Consider the following 19,770-nt stretch of genomic DNA (forward strand, 5'->3'; position numbering starts at 1 on the left):
TCTTTTTCACGCACTTTCACGTACTTTCACGGGTATTTTGCACCAAAAATGAGCCAAAAAAGAGCCACGTATTGCCTGCTGAATCCTGCGTTAACTCCTGGGTGAATCTGTTTTTGGGCATAAGAAAACCCCGCCACTACCGATTGAGTGAACGGGGCAGTGCCATGGCGGGGACTCGCACCCCGCGAATGTGGCTACTCCATGGCTTTTGAGTCCGTTGATTTCAACAGGCGAGCATACGCTCTGAAAACTTCTTCATCGCCATCGACGTACTCGGACATCCCACTCAACAAAGCTTGCCGCTGCTCTTCTATGATGGAGACTCAAAACTCAGCGATGTCTTCTGCAAGATAGGTGGCTGCGTCTGCGTAGCGGCGCAGTGTCGCGGTTACTTCTGATTTGCCGCCGCGGTCGCCGATACGGGCGCGGTTGATAAACGGCACGATCTGTACCGCGCCGAAGTTGTGCTGCAGACACTCGCTCAACTGCCCGGTCACGCATTAAAACGGCCAAGACGATTTCCGCTTCACCAACAGCCGTTCAGTGTGCAGCAAATGCATTCTGGTGAAGCGGAAGCCGTCCTTTTGCAGCAGGCATCCAACTGGACTCTGGCCAATTGGCGTCATCAACAAACGAAGCCCGCTGCTACAGGTTATCCACCGCGTACTGAGCTTCCTCCGGAGTAAACTGCTCGCCGTATTCCGACGTCAGCTGCTCGTAAACAGCATCCGGGGACATTGCCATCGAATCCTGATAGATTCTCGCCTTTTCCAGTGCGTTCTTATTCCAGTCCGCTTCAAGGTTATCCATTGCATACTGGGCTGCCTCCGGTGAGAACTTCTCGCCATACTCCGAGGTCAGCTGATCATAAATACCGGCCTTCGACATGTGCATGCGATTCGCGTAAATCTCTGCCTTGCGGAGAGCATTCTTGTATTCGGTCGGGACCTTCTCATCCTGCTTTTGCTGCTCCCCCGTCTGACCTTGCTGCTCATCTACACCTGCCTCGGAAGACTCAGCGAAATCGGCATTCTCAACAGTCCCAGAATCAGCCGCAACGGCAGTCTCCGAACCAAAGAGAGATGCAGCTTCAGAATCGGAACCCGACTCAGTGTCACCGCCACCAGTCAAGCTGGCCGCCACAGCGAGGACCACGACAGCGCCCGCGGCAATACCACCCCATTTGAAGCAGCCACCCTTCTTCTTTTCTTTCGGAGCCGGAGGCATCTGCCCCGCTGCCGACGGACCCTGCGGGTAGGGCTGCTGGCCGAGCGGATCCTGCGGGCTGTGCTGGTAGGACTGCTGCCCCAGCGAATCCTGCGGATTCTGGGAGCCGTACGGATTCTGGGAGCCATACGGGTTCTGTGGACTCTGCGGGTTCTGGGGGAAAGTGGAATCGGACATCGTAAGAAGCCTCCTGCGTAGAAGTTGCAATAAACGAACAGCTCTCTGTCGTCAGTTGGAACTATCCCAGGAACTCCGGATTCAACTTTCCGCACTACACAAATATTTTCGATTCGCGAACCATAAGGCACCACTGAAGGTAAGAAAAAACCAGGCCTCTACCCCATAGAACAGGGCTTGGAACTGGTTAATCTCTTTAAAAACTAACCTTCAACCCCGGCCAGCGCTTACTCAATATCGGCAAATAATATCGCCAACATTTTCCAAACCAATAGAAGGCCAAAAGCGGCCAAGGCATGGAGCCCCTCCAACGACAGCCGCCCATATGGAACCCGACAGCACATAGACACCCCACCGAAGGCACTTCCTAACAAAGATGCTTCCGAGCAAGCTCGATGCACACCTTCATCACAAACGACGCAGCTGAGTAGCCCTTAACACAAACGATGCCATGGCAGGACTCGTCGAACTCGGCAAAAGCCGGGGTTCCGGCATCACGCCCGCGGCCGCCAGCCCCACGACACTTCCCAAATCCCCGCTCCCCCAACCGCTAAGATTTTATTTTCCACCCCACCGTCCATATAATGAGATACCAATCCCGTATGGCAAGACTGGTTTAGTTTTACGCACACCACTACGTATCACCTGCCAGGCTTTGCTCCCGGCTTTACGCACTGCCCACCAGCAGCTCACGCCGCGGTCGAGTTTTCTCAAAGTACAAAGTACTCAGTACTCAACACGTTTTGGACTGTCATCATGCCTGCTGCGAATTCTTCCTCTAGCTCCTCCGACCACACTGCGAACGCGAACTCCCCTAAGACGCCGCTTCACGTCGTGCCGGAGGACACCGCCCCCACAGATCCGTCGTCCATCACAGATGCGGAAATCTTCGAGGCACACCGCGGCGGTAAGCTCCGCTCGCACTCGACCATGAAGCTCGAGACGATTCGCGACCTCTCCATCGGCTACACCCCAGGCGTCGCCCGCGTCTGTGAGGCCATCCACGAAGATCCGGCCCTGGCACGCACCTACACCTGGACCGGCCAGAACGTCGCAGTGGTTTCCGACGGCACCGCAGTGCTTGGTCTTGGCGACATCGGACCCAAGGCTGCACTGCCAGTTATGGAAGGAAAGGCCCAACTCTTCGAGCAGTTCGCCGGTATCTCCGCAGTGCCAATCGTCCTGGATACCCTCGACACGGAGGAAATCATCCAGACGGTCAAGGCGCTGGCACCATCGTTTGGCGGCGTGAACCTCGAAGACATCTCCGCGCCTCGCTGCTTCGAGATTGAGCAGCGTCTCGACCAAGAGCTCGACATTCCCATTTTCCACGACGACCAGCACGGCACCGCCATCGTCATCGCCGCCGGACTAATCAACGCCTGCAAGCTGACCGGCCGCAGCTTCCGGGATCTCCGCGTGGTCATCTCCGGCGCTGGTGCCGCTGGTGTCGCTGCGACAAAGATGCTGCTGTCCGCTGGCGTGTCCGACATCATCGTCGTCGATTCGCGCGGCATCATCCACCCGAACCGCGAGCCGCTGAGCGACATCAAGCAGTGGGTCGCCGGCATGACCAACCCACGCGGCATCACCGGCTCGATCAACGATGCGCTTGTCGACGCTAACGTGTTCATCGGCGTCTCTGCCGGCCGTATCGGCGAGGATGCGATTAGCCAGATGGCCGCTGACCCGATTCTATTCTCGCTGGCCAACCCGATTCCGGAGATTCCGATGGAGGTCGCCCGCAAGTACGGAGCCGTCGTGGCCACCGGCCGCTCGGATCACCCGAACCAGATTAATAATGTGCTGGCCTTCCCGGGCCTGTTCCGTGGCGCGCTGGAGGCGGGCGCCAAGCGCATCACCGAGACCATGAAGCTGGCCGCTACCCAAGCCATTGCAAGTGTCGGCGTAGAAGACCTGAGTGCCCACCGCATTATTCCGTCAGCGCTGGACCCGCGCGTCATGCCGGCCGTGGCGAAGGCTGTCCGCGATGCTGCGCTGAGCGACCCGGCCTCCGGCGCGGTCGGCGCGCTCGATGTCACTGGCAATGGCTTTGCCGCAGCTGAAGCTAACTAGAAAACCGACACTGCCTATCCTCTGGGAAGCCTGAAAAGTGTGTGGTTTTCCTGCACCAGCCCAAGGCGCAGCTGAATAGGGGTACCGAATTTAAGGTATTACTGCGCCTAGGTAACATATTCAGATATGAAAAGACCCATCGCATTGGCGGCTGCCACGCTGACTGCGACCTTGTTCTTAGGGCTTACAGGCTGCGTCACCAATGACGAAAGCGGTAACCCCGAGGGCTGGTCAGAAATCAAACCGGCAGCGGTCCCCGAACTGGCGAAACAGGTCCCAGCAGATCTTCGTAAGCGCGAAGTATTGCGCATCGGCACCAACCCAACATTCGCCCCGGCAGAGTTTAAGGATTCCGCCGGTTCCATCATTGGCTTCGACATCGATCTCATCCGAGCCATGGCCAGTGTCTTGGACCTGAAGATTGAAATCCAAGAACAGGATTTCGCACTGATTCTGCCGGCCCTGTCGGCCGGCGCAGTCGATGTTGGCGCATCCGGATTCACCTCAAACGAGGAGCGCCGCAAGACTTACGACTTCGTCGACTATCTGGATACCGGCCTGCAGTGGGCACGTCGCCCGGGCAGCGACGCCAGCTCCGACAACTACTGTGGCAAATTTGTCGCCGTTCAGCGTAACACCGTCGCTGACATGGAGGACCTGCCGGTAAAGAATCAGGATTGTCTGGATCGTGGTTTGCCACCAATTAACAAGTTGGCCTACCAGGATGCTGGTACCGCAGCTACCACCGTGGTGCTGGGGCGTGCTGACGCGCTGGCAGCTGACTCACCAGTCAGTGCCTACGCGGTCAATCGCTCCGAGGGCAAACTCGAACTTGCCGGAGATATCTACGATGGTGCCCCGTTCGGCTTCGCTATTCCGAAGGATTCAGAACTCGGCCCAGTGCTGCAGCAGGCACTGCAGTACCTCATCGACAACGGCCAGTACAAGGAAATCCTGACCACATGGGGTTTGGAAGACGGTGCTTTGGAACGCGCCACTATTAACGGAGAGGAACTTTAAGTGAGCGACTCATCTGCGTCTGGCGCCCGCTACGAGGCCACACAGGCGGAACTCAACGAAGAAATTAAGGCCAAACCGCTGCCACACCCGGGGCGCTGGATTACCGCAGCAGTGCTGCTGGTGCTCTTCCTGTGGTTCATCATCGGTGCCGCCCGCAATGAGGCCTACCACTGGGATGTTTACTTCCAGTACCTGTTCGACACACGAATCGCCGCTGCCGCTGGCTGGACCATTGCTCTTACGGTCCTAGCCATGCTCATCGGCATCATCGGCGGTGCCATCGTCGCAGTGCTCCGCATGTCGGAAAACCCCGTGCTGTCCACAGTTGCTTGGTTCTACCTGTGGGTTTTCCGAGGAACGCCGGTCTACGTGCAGCTGGTCTTTTGGGGTCTCCTCGGCACTATCTACTCGACGATTGACCTGGGCGTGACCGAGGTTGATTTAAGCACCATTCTCTCCAATACCTTCGTGCTGGCATTCGTCGGTCTCGGCTTGAACGAGTCCGCATACATGGCTGAAATTGTCCGTGCCGGCATTCAAGCTGTCCCAGAGGGGCAGACCGAGGCATCGAAGGCATTGGGTATGAGCTGGTGGCAGACCGTCCGCCGCACTATCCTGCCGCAGGCTATGCGCATCATCATCCCGCCGACGGGCAACGAGTTCATCTCCCTGCTGAAGACCACTTCGCTGGTCATCGCAGTGCCGTTCTCGCTGGAACTCTACGGCCGCTCCACGGATATCGCCAATGCTCTATTCCTGCCGGTGCCGATGCTGCTGGTCGCCGCCACCTGGTACTTGGTCATCACATCGATTCTGATGGTCGGCCAGTTCTACCTTGAGCGCTACTTCGCCCGCGGCGCTACCCGTCAGCTCACCGCCCGCCAGCTGGCCGCGCTTGCCGACGCCGAAGGTGTGCCGCTTGCAAATGCTCGCGTTGTCGATAAGGACGAAGAGCACTTCTACCGAGAGGATCCGCAGTAAATGACTACCAAAGATTTGATGGTTGAGGCGCAAAGGGTTCGAAAGAACTTCGGCCGTCTCGAGGTCCTCAAGGGCATCGACCTGGAGGTTCCACGCGGTACGGTTACCTGCCTCATTGGCCCTTCGGGCTCCGGCAAGTCCACACTGCTGCGCTGTATCAACCACCTGGAGAAGGTCAATGCAGGCCGTCTCTACGTCGATGGTTCCCTGATTGGCTACCGCGAAAAGAACGGTAGCCTCTACGAAATCTCCGCCGCAGAAGCTGCGCGCCAGCGTCGCGACATTGGCATGGTATTCCAGAACTTCAACCTGTTCCCGCACCGCACGGTGCTGGGAAATATCACCGAGGCACCAGTGCTGGTAAAGGGTGTCTCCCAGGAGCAGGCTGAAAAGCGTGCCATGGAGCTGCTGGAGACTGTTGGTCTGGCTCACAAGGCCGACGCCTACCCTGTTCAGCTCTCGGGCGGCCAGCAGCAGCGTGTTGCCATTGCTCGAGCCCTGGCCATGGAGCCGAAGCTAATGCTCTTCGATGAGCCGACTTCCGCTCTTGACCCCGAGCTCGTCGGTGAGGTTCTCAACGTCATGCGTGGTCTGGCCGATAAGGGCATGACCATGGTCGTCGTGACGCACGAGATGGGCTTTGCCCGTGAAGTCGCCGACCAGGTCGTGTTTATGGCTGACGGCGTGGTCGTGGAAAAGGGCACCCCGGATGAGGTGCTGGGTAATCCGCAGCACGAGCGCACCCGCAACTTCCTGTCTTCGCTGTTGAAGTAACAGCAAGGAGAGGCTGGCAAGCGGAACAGCAAGCCTAAGCGCCAAAAGTTGCGGAGATTCCACGAAACATAGTGACTGCCGCGCCGGTAGTCGCCAGAATGACCGCGAGCTTTCGGGCTTGCACAATGGGCACTCGTCGAGAAACGCGGGTGCCCAAAAATATACCCACAATCATGGCAATCAAACACAGCGGCCAGAGCACAACCGGTGTGGTGGCGAAGACAGATACGTCACCGCTGACTTCCTTGAACAGCAAGGACAACGCGCCGGAAACAAAGAAGAGCGGTTGCAGGGTGGCCGCAAAGGTCTGCGCTGGCCAACGGGAAGCCTGCGCGTAAACGGTAATGGCAGGTCCTGCAATGCCGGCCAGGGTATTCATAAAACCGCCGGCAACACCAGAGGCGACGGCGTACTGTGGGCCGTCGACACGCATGCGCTGAGGCATAAACGATGTCACCAGCAGCGCGAGTAGCACGAGCCCACCGACCAACACCTGGAGCGGCCCACTGGGCGTGTTGTGAACCACCCAGGCGCCTGGCAGCGCACCTAAGGCCATCACCGGGCCAATCAGCCAGAACTTCTTCCAATCGACGTTCTCTCGCACCGAGATGGTCTGCATGATCGCATTGACCGATGCGAGCACGTTAATAATCAAAATTCCTGCTACGGGACCTGCAACCAGTGAGAGGACCGGACCTCCCAACAGTCCGAGTCCCATACCGGCTATTCGCTGCATCAGAGCCCCGATGAAAATCGTTGCCACGATAAAGACAAAAGCCCACACTGATAACTCCATAGGAGGGAGTTTACAGCGTGGGCTTTTTGGCTTTTCGACGGGCGGGGTCGCCGAGGATCCGTCGTAAAGCGGAAACGTTAGCAGACTAGATGACGCCCTGAGCCAGCATTGCGTTAGCGACCTTCTTGAAGCCTGCGATGTTGGCACCGAGCACGTAGTTACCCTCGTGATCGTACTCAGCGGCGGTGGTTTCGCAGTTCTTGAAGATGTTGGTCATGATGCGCTTCAGGCGCTCATCGGTGTAGGAGAAGGACCAGGAATCGCGGGTAGCGTTCTGCTGCATCTCCAGAGCGGAGGTAGCAACACCACCGGCATTGGCAGCCTTGCCCGGCGCAAAGTGGACACCGTTGGCCTTGAAGACCTCGATAGCCTCCGGGGTGGACGGCATGTTTGCGCCCTCAGCAACGAAGCGGCAGCCGTTGTCGACCAGCAGCTTGGCGGACTCGCCATTGAGCTCATTCTGAGTTGCACACGGCAGTGCGACATCAGCCTTGAGCTCCCAGATGTTGCCACCCTCGTGGAACTCAGCGCCCTCAGCCTCAGCGACGTACTCGGAGACGCGAGCACGACGAACTTCCTTGATTTCCTTCAGCAGCTCGACGTCGACACCGTTCGGGGTGGAGACGTAACCGGAAGAGTCAGAGAAACCGACGACGGTAGCGCCGAGCTCCTGAGCCTTCTTAATGGCGTAGATGGCGACGTTACCGGAACCGGAAACGATGACCTTGGCACCGTTGATGTCAGCACCGTTGGCCTTCATCATCTCTTCAGTGAAGTAGACACAGCCGTAACCGGTGGCCTCGGTACGAACCAGGGAACCGCCCCAGGTCAGGCCCTTACCGGTGAGAACGCCGGACTCGTGCTGGTTGGCCATACGGCGGTACTGACCGAACAGGTAGCCAATCTCGCGGCCACCGACGCCGATGTCACCGGCCGGGACGTCACGGTACTCACCGATGTGGCGGTGCAGCTCAGTCATGAACGACTGGCAGAAGCGCATGATTTCCAGCTCGGACTTGCCCTTCGGATCAAAGTCGGAGCCACCCTTGCCGCCACCGATCGGCAGGCCGGTCAGGGAGTTCTTGAAGATCTGCTCGAAGCCCAGGAACTTAATGATGCCGAGGTTCACGCTCGGGTGGAAGCGCAGACCGCCCTTGTACGGGCCCAGCACAGAGTTGAACTGAACACGGAAGCCACGGTTGACCTGGACCTGCCCCTGGTCATCGACCCACGGCACGCGGAAAATAATCTGACGCTCCGGCTCACACAGACGCTGAACCAAGCCGTAGTCACCATAGTGCGGGTCCTTTTCCAGGACGACCTTCAGCGACTCCAGAACTTCTGCCACTGCCTGGTGGAACTCCGGCTCACCGGCGTTTCGGGTGAGAATCTGGTCATAGAGTCCCGAAACCTTCTGCTCGATATTCAAAATAAACCTCTCTGCGAAACCATTATGGCGCCCACGAAGAACAAACCGTCAGCGGTTGTAGACCACTTCCCGGTTGCCGTAACTCGGTGGCACAGGTTGTGTGCACAAGGACTGGGCAACTGTAGATATTGAAGCGGACATAATTATACAACGGCATATTGCTGGGAAAACTCGTAGCGATTTGCGCTACACCCGTTGGCCAAGCCAATCACTGACTCTGTGGAGGCTTACACTTTTCACGAATTAGGTAGGAAATTACCTAAATACGGCAACATTCCAGGGATACGTCGCAACAGATTCGAGCATTTCGTCGAACTCACGCAGCACTGGGTCCGGGGGCAATTCTGCACGCGGAGTCAGTAGCTCAGAGAGGTCCATAGCGAGTTCATTGAGAGAACCACCGTGCTGATCGAAGCTCAAGAGATAACGGAATACCTTCCTATCCCCCAACGGCTCCTTCGGGTTCTCACGCTCCCACTGCTCCACCAACTGCGCGTCCGTGTCCGCCGACGCCACCGAAACATCCACGTCACTAACTCGCCCGGCGCGGTCAAACTCACTCAACTTGGTACGAAATGCCTCGGCCAGCGCCTCCGATTCGGTCGGCTTCACCAGGCAGTGAAAAACAATCTTCGACATAACTTCACAGGCTAAGCCACGCGAGACGGCCAGACAATAGCTAACCGTCGTCAAGCCCCTGTCCCCCTACGTTGGCGCGCCGACCGGCAGCAAAGACGTAGTGTTGGACTTATGCAGGCTTTCAGCAATCCCCTCATCACGCTTGCCGACGGCACGGTGAAGCAAGTCAATCCTTTTTCCGGTACCCAGGTGTGGACAGTCCCAGGTCGTGGCAATCGGCCGTTGGGAATTAAGCACACGGATCCGCAGCCATTGAGCGAGGAGGATTTTGGATCCCGCGACTCCTTTGGCTGGAACAACCTGCTGCAAACCCCGCCTGAGAAGGCCCGTGTTGTCCTCGACGAATCGGTATTCGGCGGCTACAGCACGGTGACCGGAGTACTGCCCGACCAGCTCTTCGACACCACTGCGGAGTTCCGTCGCGTGCCCAACCTGTTCGAGATCGTCTCCTATGACTATTGGTCGGAAAACTACGGCTTCGAGCCCGACCGCGAAACTCAGCAACGCATGGAGGCCTACCTCGATGACCCGAAGGGCCGCGAGCACGTGCTCAACATCATTCGCACGCGATACCGCGCCGCTGGACGCAGTGAAGAGGAAATCAACGCGCTTTCCGACGAGGAATTGCTGCGCCGCGCCCCAAGCTATTTCGCCGGCGGCCACGATGTGATTGTTGCCCGTCGCCACTTTGTCGACGCCGCTACCCACGATAACCAGCTGGCTTCTTCTGGCACATTGAGCGTTGCCGAGCACCGCGCACTCATTGCGTTTACCGTCGAGTCGATTGCTGACCTGTACCGACGGAACCGCTACGTGCGTTATGTGGCCGCTTTCCAAAACTGGCTGAAACCGGCAGGCGCAAGCTTCGATCACTTGCACAAGCAGCTTGTGGCCATCGATGAGCACGGCGAGCAGCTCAAGCGCGAAGTGCAGGCGGTGCGCAAGAACCCGAATATCTACAACGAATACGCAGTGGACTATGCGGCCCGCCACAACCTGGTTATTGCGGAAAACGAGCACGCGGTGGCTTTCGCAGGATTCGGACACCGCTACCCGACGCTGGAGATCTTCTCGAAGTCGGATGTCTGCGAACCGTGGCTGCAAACCCGGGCTGAGATAGACGCAATGTCGGACCTGATTCACGCATGTCATGCCGCTGCCGGGCCCACCATTCCGTGTAACGAGGAATGGCACCACCGCCCTGTCGATTTGGATGCCCGCATGCCGTGGCGCGTAATGATTAAGTGGCGCACCTCAAATTTGGCCGGTTTTGAAGGTGGCACCAAGATTTATCTGAACACCATCTCCCCATGGGATCTGCGCGACCGCGTTGTCCCGGAGATGTACCGTTTACGGGAGACCGGAAAGATTTCGGACAGCATTCACATTGCGACCGAGTGCCAGTGCCAGCCAAACTCGCTGAAGTACAACCCGCTCGTCGAAGACGGGTCGCGACTGTAGTTCTCTGGCACAGAGTAGAGAGAAGTTAGGAGTCTTAATCCAGGTGAGCAACAATGAAGCACGACTGAGCCGCATTCGCGACCTCATCGCCACTCATCGAGTGCCATTGGACAGGCAGTGGGAAATCTACCGTTACCTGCACCAGCACCCGGAGCTATCTCAGGCGGAGGAGAAAACTGCCGCGTATCTGGCCGGTGCTCTTCGCGACATGGGCACTTACACGGTGTATGAGGGAATCGGTGGTCACGGCCTCGTTGGTGTCATGGAAAATGGCCCCGGCCCTACCGTGCTGTTCCGCGCTGATATCGATGCGCTTCCGGTGTTCGAGGAAACAGGTGTGGATTTCGCTTCCTCTGCCACCGGTACCGCCCGCGATGGTTCTGCCACCGCCGTCATGCACGCCTGTGGCCATGACATGCACATGACGGCCGGTCTTGGTCTGGCTAGCCTGATGGCAGCAACTAAGTCTGAGTGGTCGGGTACTTTCATTGCCCTGTTCCAGCCCGCCGAGGAACTAGCCTGTGGTGCACAGGCTATGATTGACGACGGCCTGGCAGACCTCATCCCCACCCCAGATGTGTGCTTCGGCCAGCACATTGTTCCCGGCCCCGCAGGTCAGGTAATGACCATGCCCGGCCCGGCACTTGCTGGCTGTGACACCATTAGCATCACGCTGACAGGTCGCTCCGCACATGGATCTATGCCGCACAACGCCATTGACCCGACGTACTTGGCTGCCGCAATCGTTCTGCGCTTGCAAGGAATTGTGGGGCGCGAGATTCCTCCCCACGAGTTTGGTGTTTTGTCCGTCGGCACGCTGCAGTCCGGCAATTCGAATAACACAATCCCCGGCCAGGCCAAGATTGTGCTGAATATTCGCTACTACTCCAACGATGTGCGCGCGAAGCTCGTTGCGGGCATTGAGCGCGTTGTTCGTGGCGAGTGCCTGGCTTCCGGCACTGAGGTTGAGCCTGTGATTGAGTACTCCGATCACGGCGAAGTCACTGACAATGATCCGGAGGCGTTTGCCACGATTCGCCCGGTCATGGACGCTGTGCTCGGCGACGATTCCACCGATGCTGTGCCGTGGACCGCGTCGGAGGACTTCTCAGACCTGCCGCGTGGGCTGAACTGCCCATATGTCTACTGGACTGTTGGCGCCACACCTCGGGATACGTGGGAAGCCGCCGTTGCTGCCGACCGCGTGGTCGAAGACGTACCGTCGAATCACATGCCGACATTCCTGCCGGACTTCGAGCCGACGGCTACCTCCGCGACTTCTGCCGCCGCTGCCGCCGTACTGTCCTACTTGGCAAAGTAAGGGCTGCGTGCCGGCCGCTTGCCACCGCGCACCGCGCCAAAAAAGACAGCTCAGTTTTCGGGTTGTCAGTTTTGCTACTTAACCCCCCAGGTCGAAAGGCTCCAAGCAAAAAGCCGGTAAGCCCCAAAAGGGCTTACCGGCTTTTCCTAACGCGCCAGAGAGCTAGCGAGCGTCCTCGCCAATAACGTGGACGTGAATCATGTTGGTATTGCCCTCATTTCCTGGAGGGGTACCAGCAACAACGACCAGCGTGTCGCCAGCGTTGTAGTTTTCCATGGTCAAGAGCTGCTCATCGATGACCTGCATGATCTCATCCGTGCTGTTAACCTCGCGCACCAAGAAGGTCTCCGCACCCCACGTCAGCGCAAGCTGCGAACGAACCTGCTGATTCGGAGTGAATACCAGCAGCGGCAGGCGAGAGTGCAAGCGTGCCACACGGCGAGCGGTATCACCCGAGGTGGTGAAAGCAACCATAGCGCGGGCATTCAAGCGCTCACCGATATCGCGAGCTGCGTAGGAAATCACACCACGCTTCGTGCGAGGCATGTGGGTCAGCGCAGGAACTTCCCCCTCGCGCTCAGCGGCGGTGACGATGCGAGCCATGGTCTTAACCGTGGACTGCGGGTACTTACCAACCGAGGTCTCACCCGAGAGCATCACGGCATCTGCGCCATCGAGCACAGCGTTGGCCACGTCGGAGGCCTCCGCACGAGTCGGGCGCGAGTTCGAAATCATGGAGTCGAGCATCTGGGTGGCGACGATGACCGGCTTGGCGTTCTCGCGGGCAATCTGAATAGCGCGCTTCTGAACCAGCGGAACATCTTCCAACGGCACCTCAACACCAAGGTCACCACGGGCGACCATCACGGCATCGAAAGCCAGGATGATGGCCTCGAGAGACTCGACTGCCTCTGGCTTCTCCAGCTTGGCGATAATCGGGACACGACGGCCAACCTCATCCATGACCGCATGGACCAGTTCGACGTCGGAAGGCGAACGGACGAAGGACAGCGCGATGAAGTCGACTCCCAGCTTCAGAGCGAAGCGCAGGTCGGCGATATCCTTCTCTGACAGAGCCGGCACCGAGATGTTCATCCCCGGCAGGGAAACACCCTTGTTGTTCGAGACCGGACCGCCCTCGATGACACGGCACACCACATCGTTGCCATCTACCTCGATGCACTCCAGGCCCACCTTGCCATCGTCGACAAGCAGGCGATCGCCCGGACGGGCATCGTCAGCGAGATTCTTGTACGTGGTGGAGACGCGGTCGTGCGTGCCTTCGACATCGTCGACGGTGATGCGGACAATCTCGCCGTCAGCCCAATACGTCGAGCCTTCCTTAAAACGACCGAGGCGAATCTTTGGTCCCTGCAAGTCGGCGAGAATACCGACGGCATGTCCCGTAGCGTCGGATGCTTCACGCACCCAGTGGTAGTTCTGAGCGTGGTCCTCATGCTCACCGTGAGAGAAATTCAGGCGGGCAACATCCATGCCGGCGTTGACCAGCCCGGTAATCCCCTCCAGCGAAGCAACTGCTGGACCGAGGGTACATACAATCTTCGTTCGTCTAAGCACGGCCTCCAGCCTAGTCCCTTAACGGGCTATGCGTCAGTTGGAAGCACTGTGAGCTTCAGCAGCCTCGCGCTCTCCCCTGACTTCAGCTGCGGTTTCGCGGCTCTTGGACCGCAGAATCCACAAAGCAATGACAGCGCAGAAAAAGACCACGAGCGACGTGATGTTATTAATACGCACACCGAATATCAGCGTTGCGTCATCGACGCGCATGAGTTCAATGAAGAAACGCCCCAAAGTGTAGGCCGCGACATAGAGCGCAAAGACGCGTCCTCCGCCCATCTTGAACTTTCGGTCCGCCCACACAATGACCAGACAGGCGAGGACGTTCCACACCATCTCGTAGAGAAACGTTGGATGCACCACGGCCAGCACTTCGCCTGTCGACGTTCCGGTGACAGGGGCAACCCGTCCAAACTCATCAACTCGTTGGTAGATTTCCAGGCCCCACGGAAGTGACGTTGGGCCACCGTAGAGTTCCTGGTTGAACCAATTGCCCAGACGCCCAATCGCCTGTCCAAGGATGATTGCGGGTGCGGCCGCGTCAAGAACTGGCACAAACGGTACCTTCCGCCACTTGGCGACCGCCCACGCGGCCAGCACCCCCAGCGCCACCGCTCCCCAGATGCCGAGGCCACCATTGGTGATTTTCAGTGCATCGGCGGGATTGGCGCCGGGGCCGAAGTACTTCTCCCAGTCGGTGGCGACGTGGTAGAGACGGCCGCCGATAATGCCCGCAGGAATGACCGCAATGGCAATGTCGAGGACCAACTCCGGGTCTCCACCCCTGGCCGCGTAGCGGCGCTGCATCCAGTAAATGCCGACGAGTACGCCAATCAAGATGGAAATCGCGTAACCGCGCAGTGGTAGCGGCCCTAACTGCCACACCCCCTGCGGCGGAGAGGGAATGTTGGCCAGATACGTGGTTGCAGTCTCGGCGAGAACAAGGGTGGAACTCATAAATGCGCTAGCTCTCTCCTCGTACGCCCGCGGCGAGTTCACGGGCGAGCGTTACCAGGTCATCGGTGCTCTTCATCGCGGCCTTGATCAGTGCCGAGCCAACGATTACGCCATCTGCAAACTCGGCAATCTCCGCGGCCTGTTCTCCATTGGAGACCCCCAAACCGACGCACACCGGTGTATCGGTGACCTCGCGCGTGCGGGCAACCAACTTGCCTGCGGCCGAGTCGACGCTGGCCTGGGCACCTGTGACACCCATGTGGCTGGTGGCGTAGACGAAGCCGGTCGACGCAGTGGCAGTTAGCTGCAGACGCTCGTTGGTCGATGACGGGGCCACCAACATGATGTTGGACAGACCATTGGCCTCAGCTGCACGCTGCCATTGGCCGGCCTCCTCCGGGATGAGATCCGGGATAATGGTGCCACGACCACCAGCGGCGGCCAAGTCCTCGGCGAAACGCTCCGGACCATACTGGAGAATCGGGTTCCAGTAGCTCATAACCACACAGGTACCGCCGTGCTCGGTGACTTCGCGGACCACGCGCATAATCTCACGGGTGCGGAAGCCCGCATCCAGAGCCACGTTGGCGGCATCCTGAATGGTTGGGCCATCCATCATCGGGTCGGAGAAAGGCAGGCCAACCTCGATGATGTCGGCGCCAGCGTCGACAATCGCCTTGATGTTCTCAATCGACTTATCGGTGGTCGGGAAACCCGCTGGGTAATAGCCGATAAATGCTGCGCGGTTGTCCTCACGGACCTTGTCAAAGACGTCACTCAGACTCATTTAGGACTCCTCCATCAGATCAAACCACTTAGCAGCGGTGTCGACATCCTTGTCACCGCGACCGGAAACATTGACGATAATCAGCGGCTTACGGCCCAGCTCTTCATTTAGATCACCGCTGATGAGTCGGGCGGCAGCCACCGCGTGTGCGGACTCGATAGCGGGCAGGATGCCCTCCATCCGAGTCAGATCCTGGAATGCCTGCATCGCCTGGGTATCGGTCACCGGCAGGTAGGACGCGCGATCAATATCAGCCAGGTACGAGTGCTCTGGCCCCACGCCCGGGTAATCCAGACCGGCGGAAATCGAGTGGGACTCCGTAATCTGGCCATCCTCGTTCTGCATCAGGGCGGCGAAGGAGCCCTGGAACACACCCGGATTACCGGCGGCCGAAATCGGTGCTGCATGGCGACCGGTCTCAACACCGTCACCGCCAGCTTCAGCGCCAATCAGGCGAACCGATTCATCATCGATGAAGTGGTGGAACGCGCCGATTGCATTAGAACCGCCGCCGACACAGGCCACGACAGCGTCGGGAAGCGAGCCGGTTTCCGCGAGGATCTGCTGGCGTGCCTCGGCGCTGATGATGCGCTGGAAGTCGCGCACCATTGTTGGGAACGGGTGCGGACCGGCTGCAGTGCCGAAGCAGTAGTAGGTGTCATCGGCGTGTGAAACCCAAAAACGCATGGCCTCATTGATTGCGTCTTTGAGAGTCTTCGAGCCAATCTCGACCTCGATAACCTCGGCACCAAGCAAACGCATGCGAGCGATATTAAGGCGCTGGCGGATTGCGTCGACCTTGCCCATGTAGATACGGCAGTTAAGGCCGAGCAGCGCACAGGCAGTCGCGGTTGCGACACCGTGCTGGCCGGCACCGGTCTCGGCAATAATGTTCTTCTTACCCATGCGCTTAGCAAGCAGAACCTGACCCAAGACGTTATTAATCTTGTGGCTACCGGTGTGGTTCAAATCCTCGCGCTTAAGCCAGACGTCAGCGCCGATATCAGCGGAGAACTTCTCCGCATAGTACAGCGGCGAGGGACGTCCGACATAAGTACGCTGCAGCCGGTCAAGCTCATCGAGAAAATCCTGATCAACGCGGGCCTTCGCGTAGCCATCGGTGACCTCACCGATAACGGCCATCAGCGCCTCCGGCACAAACTGGCCGCCCCACTTACCCCAGTGCCCAATGGCATCTGACTCGTGGTTCGTTGTCTCCGCGATTACCTCACCCATCGTGGGCAGGCGGTCACCGCGGGCATCATGATTCTTGAAATCTTGGTCACTCACAGTTATCTATTGTGGACTATCCCCACCCGTTGCGGGGACATAAGGCCTAAGAAACTGTGGCGTGCCAACACAACAGGTGTGGCTGGCAACCAAAGAGGCGGAGTTCGCGGTGCGATGCAGCTGCTTATCGCAACCGCGGACCACCACTACTCGCTGCGGAGAGTCGGGTGGACACCGGCGGCAACGAGACGTCGGCAAGCCTCACCCGGCTTGCCCGCAGTAACCAGGCCCTCGCCCACCAGCACCGCGTCGGCACCGTGAGAGGCGTAGTAGCGCAGTTCCTCCGGCCCCTTAACACCGGACTCCGCCACCTTCACAACATGATCCGGCAGCATCGGCGCAAGACGTTCGTACACGGAGAGGTCCACGTCGAGCGTCTTTAGATTGCGAGCGTTGATGCCGAGGATCTTGGCACCAGCGGCCTCGGCACGCTCGACCTCTTCTGCGGTGTGCGCCTCAACCAGAGCGTTCATGCCAAGCGACTCGGTGCGATCCAGCAGGGACTCCAGCGTCGGCTGATCCAAAGCGGAGCACATCAGCAGCACCAGGTCGGCACCGTGTGCGCGGGCCTCATGGACCTGGTACGGAGTGACGATGAAGTCCTTGCGGAGCACCGGAATGTTCACCGCGCGGCGCACGGCATCGAGGTCGGCGAGCGAACCGCGGAAGCGTCGCTCCTCAGTCAGACAGGAAATGACAGCCGCGCCACCCTGCTCGTACTCTGCGGCCAAAACTTCCGGCGAAGGGATGTCAGCCAGCTCTCCCTTCGACGGAGAGGCACGCTTGACCTCTGCAATCACCTGCACCCCGGGCTTAGCCAGTGCCGCCACGGCATCAATTGGCGACGGCGCCTTCAGCGAGAGCTCCTTGATTTCACCGTAGGAAATCTTGGCTTCCCGAGCAGCGAGATCTTCCCGCACGCCCTCAATAATCTTGTCCAGAACGTTAGCCACGGCCTTACTCCTTATCCAGATCCGTAGGATCTACACCGGCATCCAAAGCATCCCACAGAACTCGACCCGACTGTGGGTCTTCCTCCAGGTCCTCGGCGATACGCTGACGGCGTACCTCCGGGGTCTCATACGCGCTGGACTTCTGCTTCTTCACAGTACCCGGTCGACGCACCAACAATACCGCCCCGACCAGCGCCAATGCGCAGCACAGCAAGGCCAGGGATGGCCCCATCGCATGCACTTCAATCGCTGAGATCTGCGCCCAGTCTGCCACAGTCACCGCATCACTGGCGCGCTGTGAGGCGCTTCCCGACGTCAACAAATCCAGTGCCCGCTGGGAATCCACCCCGTCTTCTCCGCTGGCAAGCAGAGTCATCGGAGTCCACGACGCCGCAACTGCGAGCAGCGCCGCGAGGCCACCGACAATACGGCGCCCCAGTGAGCCCAAAATGGTGGTGGCAAACAGTGCAGCCACCATTGCCAGCGCAATCGACGTCAACTCTGGAGCCCAGACTGCGCCCACCAAATCTGTGGTCGCTGGACCGGACTTGTCATCAACAGTATCGACCGTCAGCCACGCACTTCGGCTGCACAACCACATTCCCGCTGCGGCCACACCAATGAGGCCACCGGAGAGCATCGTTGTCGACTTCATCGAAAACCTAGCTCCTTTCCGCTGGGACTAGTGTCTCAGCTGCCGCGACAGCTCGCAGCACGGCCGCGGCCTTGTTGCGGGTCTCCTCATCCTCTGCCACCGGGTCAGAGTCACTGACAATTCCGCCGCCAGCCTGAACATAGACCGTATCGCCCTTCTTCACACCTGTGCGGATGGCAATTGCCTGATCGGTATTGCCCCGGAAGTCAAAGTATCCAACAGTGCCGCCGTAAACACCCCGACGCGTGTCTTCGAACTTGTCGATAATGCTCAGCGCGGAAGGCTTCGGCGCACCCGACAGCGTTCCCGCTGGGAAGGTGGCCGCGAACGCGTCGACGGCAGTGGCGTCGCTGGAAAGCTCGCCGGTGACCGTAGAGACCAGATGCATAACGTGACTGTAGCGCTCAATATGACGGAAGTCGTGCACAACTACACTGCCCGGGCGGCAGACACGTCCGAGGTCATTGCGGCCAAGATCAACGAGCATCAGATGCTCACTATTTTCCTTCTCGTCTGCCAGCAAATCAGCTTCCAGCGCATTGTCCTGCTCCACCGTGGCACCGCGCGGACGTGTGCCCGCGATGGGATTGGTGATGACCTCACTGCCCTGAACTGCCACGAGTGATTCCGGGGAGGAACCGACAATTTGAAAAGCGGTAGCGGAGAAGTCCTTGGTTGGAACGTTGACCAGGAACATGTAGGGCGACGGATTGGAAACCCGCAGGATGCGGTAGATATCAAAAGCTGACGCCTGCGTGTCCATCTCGAACCGCTGCGAGAGCACAATCTGGAACGCATCACCAGCTCGGATGTGGTCCTTACAACGCTCAATACGATCCATGTGGTCGTCGGCGGCGCGCTGGCGACGAATCACCGGCTCTGGGAAGCTAATTTCCGCCGGACGCAGATCAGAAGGCTCTGACAACCGCTCCACCATCGCATTGACACGGTCACAGGCGGTGTCATACGCCTGGTCAATCCGCTCATCCGAGCCGTCCCAGTTGACAGCATTGGAAATCAGCCACAGCACGCCCTCGTGGTGGTCAAAAGCAGCCAGATCCTCCACCAGCAGCTGCATGAGCTCCGGAATCTGCAAATCATTGTCAGTGGTATCCGGCAGCTGTGGCTCGATGTAGCGGACAATGTCATGCCCGAAGTAGCCAACGAGACCAGAGGTGAGCTTGGGTACCGAGGCATCGTCGGCAAGCGGAAGCTCCGTGTGCAGCAGCTCCAGCGTGCGACGCAGAGCATCCAACGGATTTCCGCCCTCTGGCGCACCCGACGGCGCATTACCAATCCAGGTTGCCTCCCCCGCATCATCCACCGTCAGCGCAGCACGACTGCCGCAACCGATAAATGACCAGCGCGACCACGACTGCCCCACATCGGAGGACTCCAGCAAGAAAGTGCCGGGACGATCGGCCGCGAGCTTGCGGTAGGCCGACAGCGCCGTTTCGCCGTCCGCCAAAACCTTGCGAACCACGGGCACGACCCGATGGTGTGCAGCCAGTTCACGAAAGCGCTCACGCGTGGTCATGGTGATACGAGTCATAGCCGCTATTGTGCCACGCACCCCGGATTGCACATCACTTAACCCCGGACTTCACCGGAGGTGGGCGCGCTTGACGACGAAATCCCCACCTCGGCAA

18 protein-coding genes are annotated in these 19,770 nt (G+C 58.9%); 6 read left to right on the plus strand and 12 right to left on the minus strand.

Annotated elements, in window-relative coordinates:
* Positions 1-323 precede the first annotated feature (323 nt).
* A complete protein-coding gene (locus CRD18_RS05185; protein ID WP_168165341.1) occupies positions 324-497 on the minus strand; it encodes a hypothetical protein in 174 nt (57 codons plus the stop codon).
* A gap of 148 nt (positions 498-645) precedes the next feature.
* Positions 646-1,404, minus strand: a complete 759-nt coding sequence (locus CRD18_RS05190; RefSeq protein WP_083310804.1) for an Ltp family lipoprotein — start codon at positions 1,402-1,404, stop codon at positions 646-648.
* A 756-nt stretch (positions 1,405-2,160) separates the two neighbouring features.
* On the opposite strand from CRD18_RS05190, the gene CRD18_RS05195 reads away from it, so the two are divergent.
* The 4 genes from CRD18_RS05195 (at position 2,161) to ehuA (ending at position 6,255) form a co-directional block, all read left to right on the plus strand.
* A complete protein-coding gene (locus CRD18_RS05195; protein ID WP_187406573.1) occupies positions 2,161-3,480 on the plus strand; it encodes an NADP-dependent malic enzyme in 1,320 nt (439 codons plus the stop codon).
* A gap of 126 nt (positions 3,481-3,606) precedes the next feature.
* Positions 3,607-4,500: an ABC transporter substrate-binding protein gene (locus CRD18_RS05200; protein WP_187406574.1), complete on the plus strand. Its 894-nt coding sequence runs from the start codon at positions 3,607-3,609 to the stop codon at positions 4,498-4,500.
* A gap of 63 nt (positions 4,501-4,563) precedes the next feature.
* Positions 4,564-5,481: an amino acid ABC transporter permease gene (locus tag CRD18_RS05205; RefSeq protein ID WP_370551012.1), complete on the plus strand. Its 918-nt coding sequence runs from the start codon at positions 4,564-4,566 to the stop codon at positions 5,479-5,481.
* Positions 5,482-6,255 (plus strand): ectoine/hydroxyectoine ABC transporter ATP-binding protein EhuA, encoded by a 774-nt coding sequence (gene ehuA / locus CRD18_RS05210; protein WP_115598647.1) that lies wholly within the window; start codon positions 5,482-5,484, stop codon positions 6,253-6,255.
* A gap of 34 nt (positions 6,256-6,289) precedes the next feature.
* Here ehuA and CRD18_RS05215 read toward each other — a convergent pair whose 3' ends face one another.
* From CRD18_RS05215 to CRD18_RS05225, 3 genes are all read right to left on the minus strand, one after another.
* Complete coding sequence (locus CRD18_RS05215; protein ID WP_070652782.1) at positions 6,290-7,051, minus strand: sulfite exporter TauE/SafE family protein; 762 nt, start codon at positions 7,049-7,051, stop codon at positions 6,290-6,292.
* An 85-nt stretch (positions 7,052-7,136) separates the two neighbouring features.
* A complete protein-coding gene (gene gdhA / locus CRD18_RS05220) occupies positions 7,137-8,480 on the minus strand; it encodes an NADP-specific glutamate dehydrogenase (protein ID WP_069359159.1) in 1,344 nt (447 codons plus the stop codon).
* A gap of 255 nt (positions 8,481-8,735) precedes the next feature.
* Positions 8,736-9,119 (minus strand): hypothetical protein, encoded by a 384-nt coding sequence (locus tag CRD18_RS05225; RefSeq protein ID WP_049193965.1) that lies wholly within the window; start codon positions 9,117-9,119, stop codon positions 8,736-8,738.
* A 111-nt stretch (positions 9,120-9,230) separates the two neighbouring features.
* On the opposite strand from CRD18_RS05225, the gene CRD18_RS05230 reads away from it, so the two are divergent.
* Positions 9,231-10,580 carry a DUF4921 family protein gene (locus CRD18_RS05230; protein WP_070429591.1) on the plus strand — a complete coding sequence of 450 codons (1,350 nt, stop codon included), beginning with the start codon at positions 9,231-9,233 and terminating at the stop codon, positions 10,578-10,580.
* A gap of 43 nt (positions 10,581-10,623) precedes the next feature.
* Complete coding sequence (locus tag CRD18_RS05235) at positions 10,624-11,901, plus strand: amidohydrolase (RefSeq protein WP_070545573.1); 1,278 nt, start codon at positions 10,624-10,626, stop codon at positions 11,899-11,901.
* A 162-nt stretch (positions 11,902-12,063) separates the two neighbouring features.
* On the opposite strand, the gene pyk is transcribed toward CRD18_RS05235, so the two are convergent.
* The 7 genes from pyk to CRD18_RS05270 all read right to left on the minus strand — a co-directional run bounded on the left by pyk (position 12,064) and on the right by CRD18_RS05270 (position 19,673).
* A complete protein-coding gene (gene pyk / locus CRD18_RS05240; protein WP_016422938.1) occupies positions 12,064-13,479 on the minus strand; it encodes a pyruvate kinase in 1,416 nt (471 codons plus the stop codon).
* Between the two features lie 33 nt (positions 13,480-13,512).
* Positions 13,513-14,436 carry a prolipoprotein diacylglyceryl transferase gene (lgt, locus tag CRD18_RS05245; RefSeq protein WP_070545576.1) on the minus strand — a complete coding sequence of 308 codons (924 nt, stop codon included), beginning with the start codon at positions 14,434-14,436 and terminating at the stop codon, positions 13,513-13,515.
* A 7-nt stretch (positions 14,437-14,443) separates the two neighbouring features.
* Positions 14,444-15,223: a tryptophan synthase subunit alpha gene (gene trpA / locus CRD18_RS05250; protein WP_005510360.1), complete on the minus strand. Its 780-nt coding sequence runs from the start codon at positions 15,221-15,223 to the stop codon at positions 14,444-14,446.
* Positions 15,224-16,513 carry a tryptophan synthase subunit beta gene (trpB, locus tag CRD18_RS05255; RefSeq protein ID WP_005510336.1) on the minus strand — a complete coding sequence of 430 codons (1,290 nt, stop codon included), beginning with the start codon at positions 16,511-16,513 and terminating at the stop codon, positions 15,224-15,226. It abuts the gene before it with no gap.
* Positions 16,514-16,659: 146 nt separating this feature from the next.
* Positions 16,660-17,466: an indole-3-glycerol phosphate synthase TrpC gene (gene trpC, locus CRD18_RS05260; RefSeq protein ID WP_049170320.1), complete on the minus strand. Its 807-nt coding sequence runs from the start codon at positions 17,464-17,466 to the stop codon at positions 16,660-16,662.
* Between the two features lie 4 nt (positions 17,467-17,470).
* The gene (locus CRD18_RS05265; protein WP_049182100.1) at positions 17,471-18,121 is read right to left on the minus strand and encodes a TIGR02234 family membrane protein; all 651 of its coding nucleotides are present in this window, start codon (positions 18,119-18,121) and stop codon (positions 17,471-17,473) included.
* Positions 18,122-18,128: 7 nt separating this feature from the next.
* A complete protein-coding gene (locus CRD18_RS05270; RefSeq protein ID WP_049193970.1) occupies positions 18,129-19,673 on the minus strand; it encodes an anthranilate synthase component I in 1,545 nt (514 codons plus the stop codon).
* Between the last annotated feature and the right edge of the window lie 97 nt (positions 19,674-19,770).

Origin of the sequence: Corynebacterium sp. LK31 (assembly GCF_014335015.1) — a bacterium.
GTDB lineage: Bacteria > Actinomycetota > Actinomycetes > Mycobacteriales > Mycobacteriaceae > Corynebacterium > Corynebacterium jeikeium_D.

What these genes read in the sequence shown, in the direction of transcription:
- lgt (WP_070545576.1), bottom strand. Translation starts at nt 14,436, where the DNA reads ATGAGTTCCACCCTTGTTCTCGCCGAGACTGCAACCACGTATCTGGCC.
- CRD18_RS05225 (WP_049193965.1), bottom strand. Translation starts at nt 9,119, where the DNA reads ATGTCGAAGATTGTTTTTCACTGCCTGGTGAAGCCGACCGAATCGGAG.
- CRD18_RS05215 (WP_070652782.1), bottom strand. Translation starts at nt 7,051, where the DNA reads ATGGAGTTATCAGTGTGGGCTTTTGTCTTTATCGTGGCAACGATTTTC.
- CRD18_RS05265 (WP_049182100.1), bottom strand. Translation starts at nt 18,121, where the DNA reads ATGAAGTCGACAACGATGCTCTCCGGTGGCCTCATTGGTGTGGCCGCA.
- CRD18_RS05270 (WP_049193970.1), bottom strand. Translation starts at nt 19,673, where the DNA reads ATGACTCGTATCACCATGACCACGCGTGAGCGCTTTCGTGAACTGGCT.
- CRD18_RS05190 (WP_083310804.1), bottom strand. Translation starts at nt 1,404, where the DNA reads ATGTCCGATTCCACTTTCCCCCAGAACCCGCAGAGTCCACAGAACCCG.
- trpA (WP_005510360.1), bottom strand. Translation starts at nt 15,223, where the DNA reads ATGAGTCTGAGTGACGTCTTTGACAAGGTCCGTGAGGACAACCGCGCA.
- CRD18_RS05200 (WP_187406574.1), top strand. Translation starts at nt 3,607, where the DNA reads ATGAAAAGACCCATCGCATTGGCGGCTGCCACGCTGACTGCGACCTTG.
- CRD18_RS05230 (WP_070429591.1), top strand. Translation starts at nt 9,231, where the DNA reads ATGCAGGCTTTCAGCAATCCCCTCATCACGCTTGCCGACGGCACGGTG.
- ehuA (WP_115598647.1), top strand. Translation starts at nt 5,482, where the DNA reads ATGACTACCAAAGATTTGATGGTTGAGGCGCAAAGGGTTCGAAAGAAC.
- CRD18_RS05195 (WP_187406573.1), top strand. Translation starts at nt 2,161, where the DNA reads ATGCCTGCTGCGAATTCTTCCTCTAGCTCCTCCGACCACACTGCGAAC.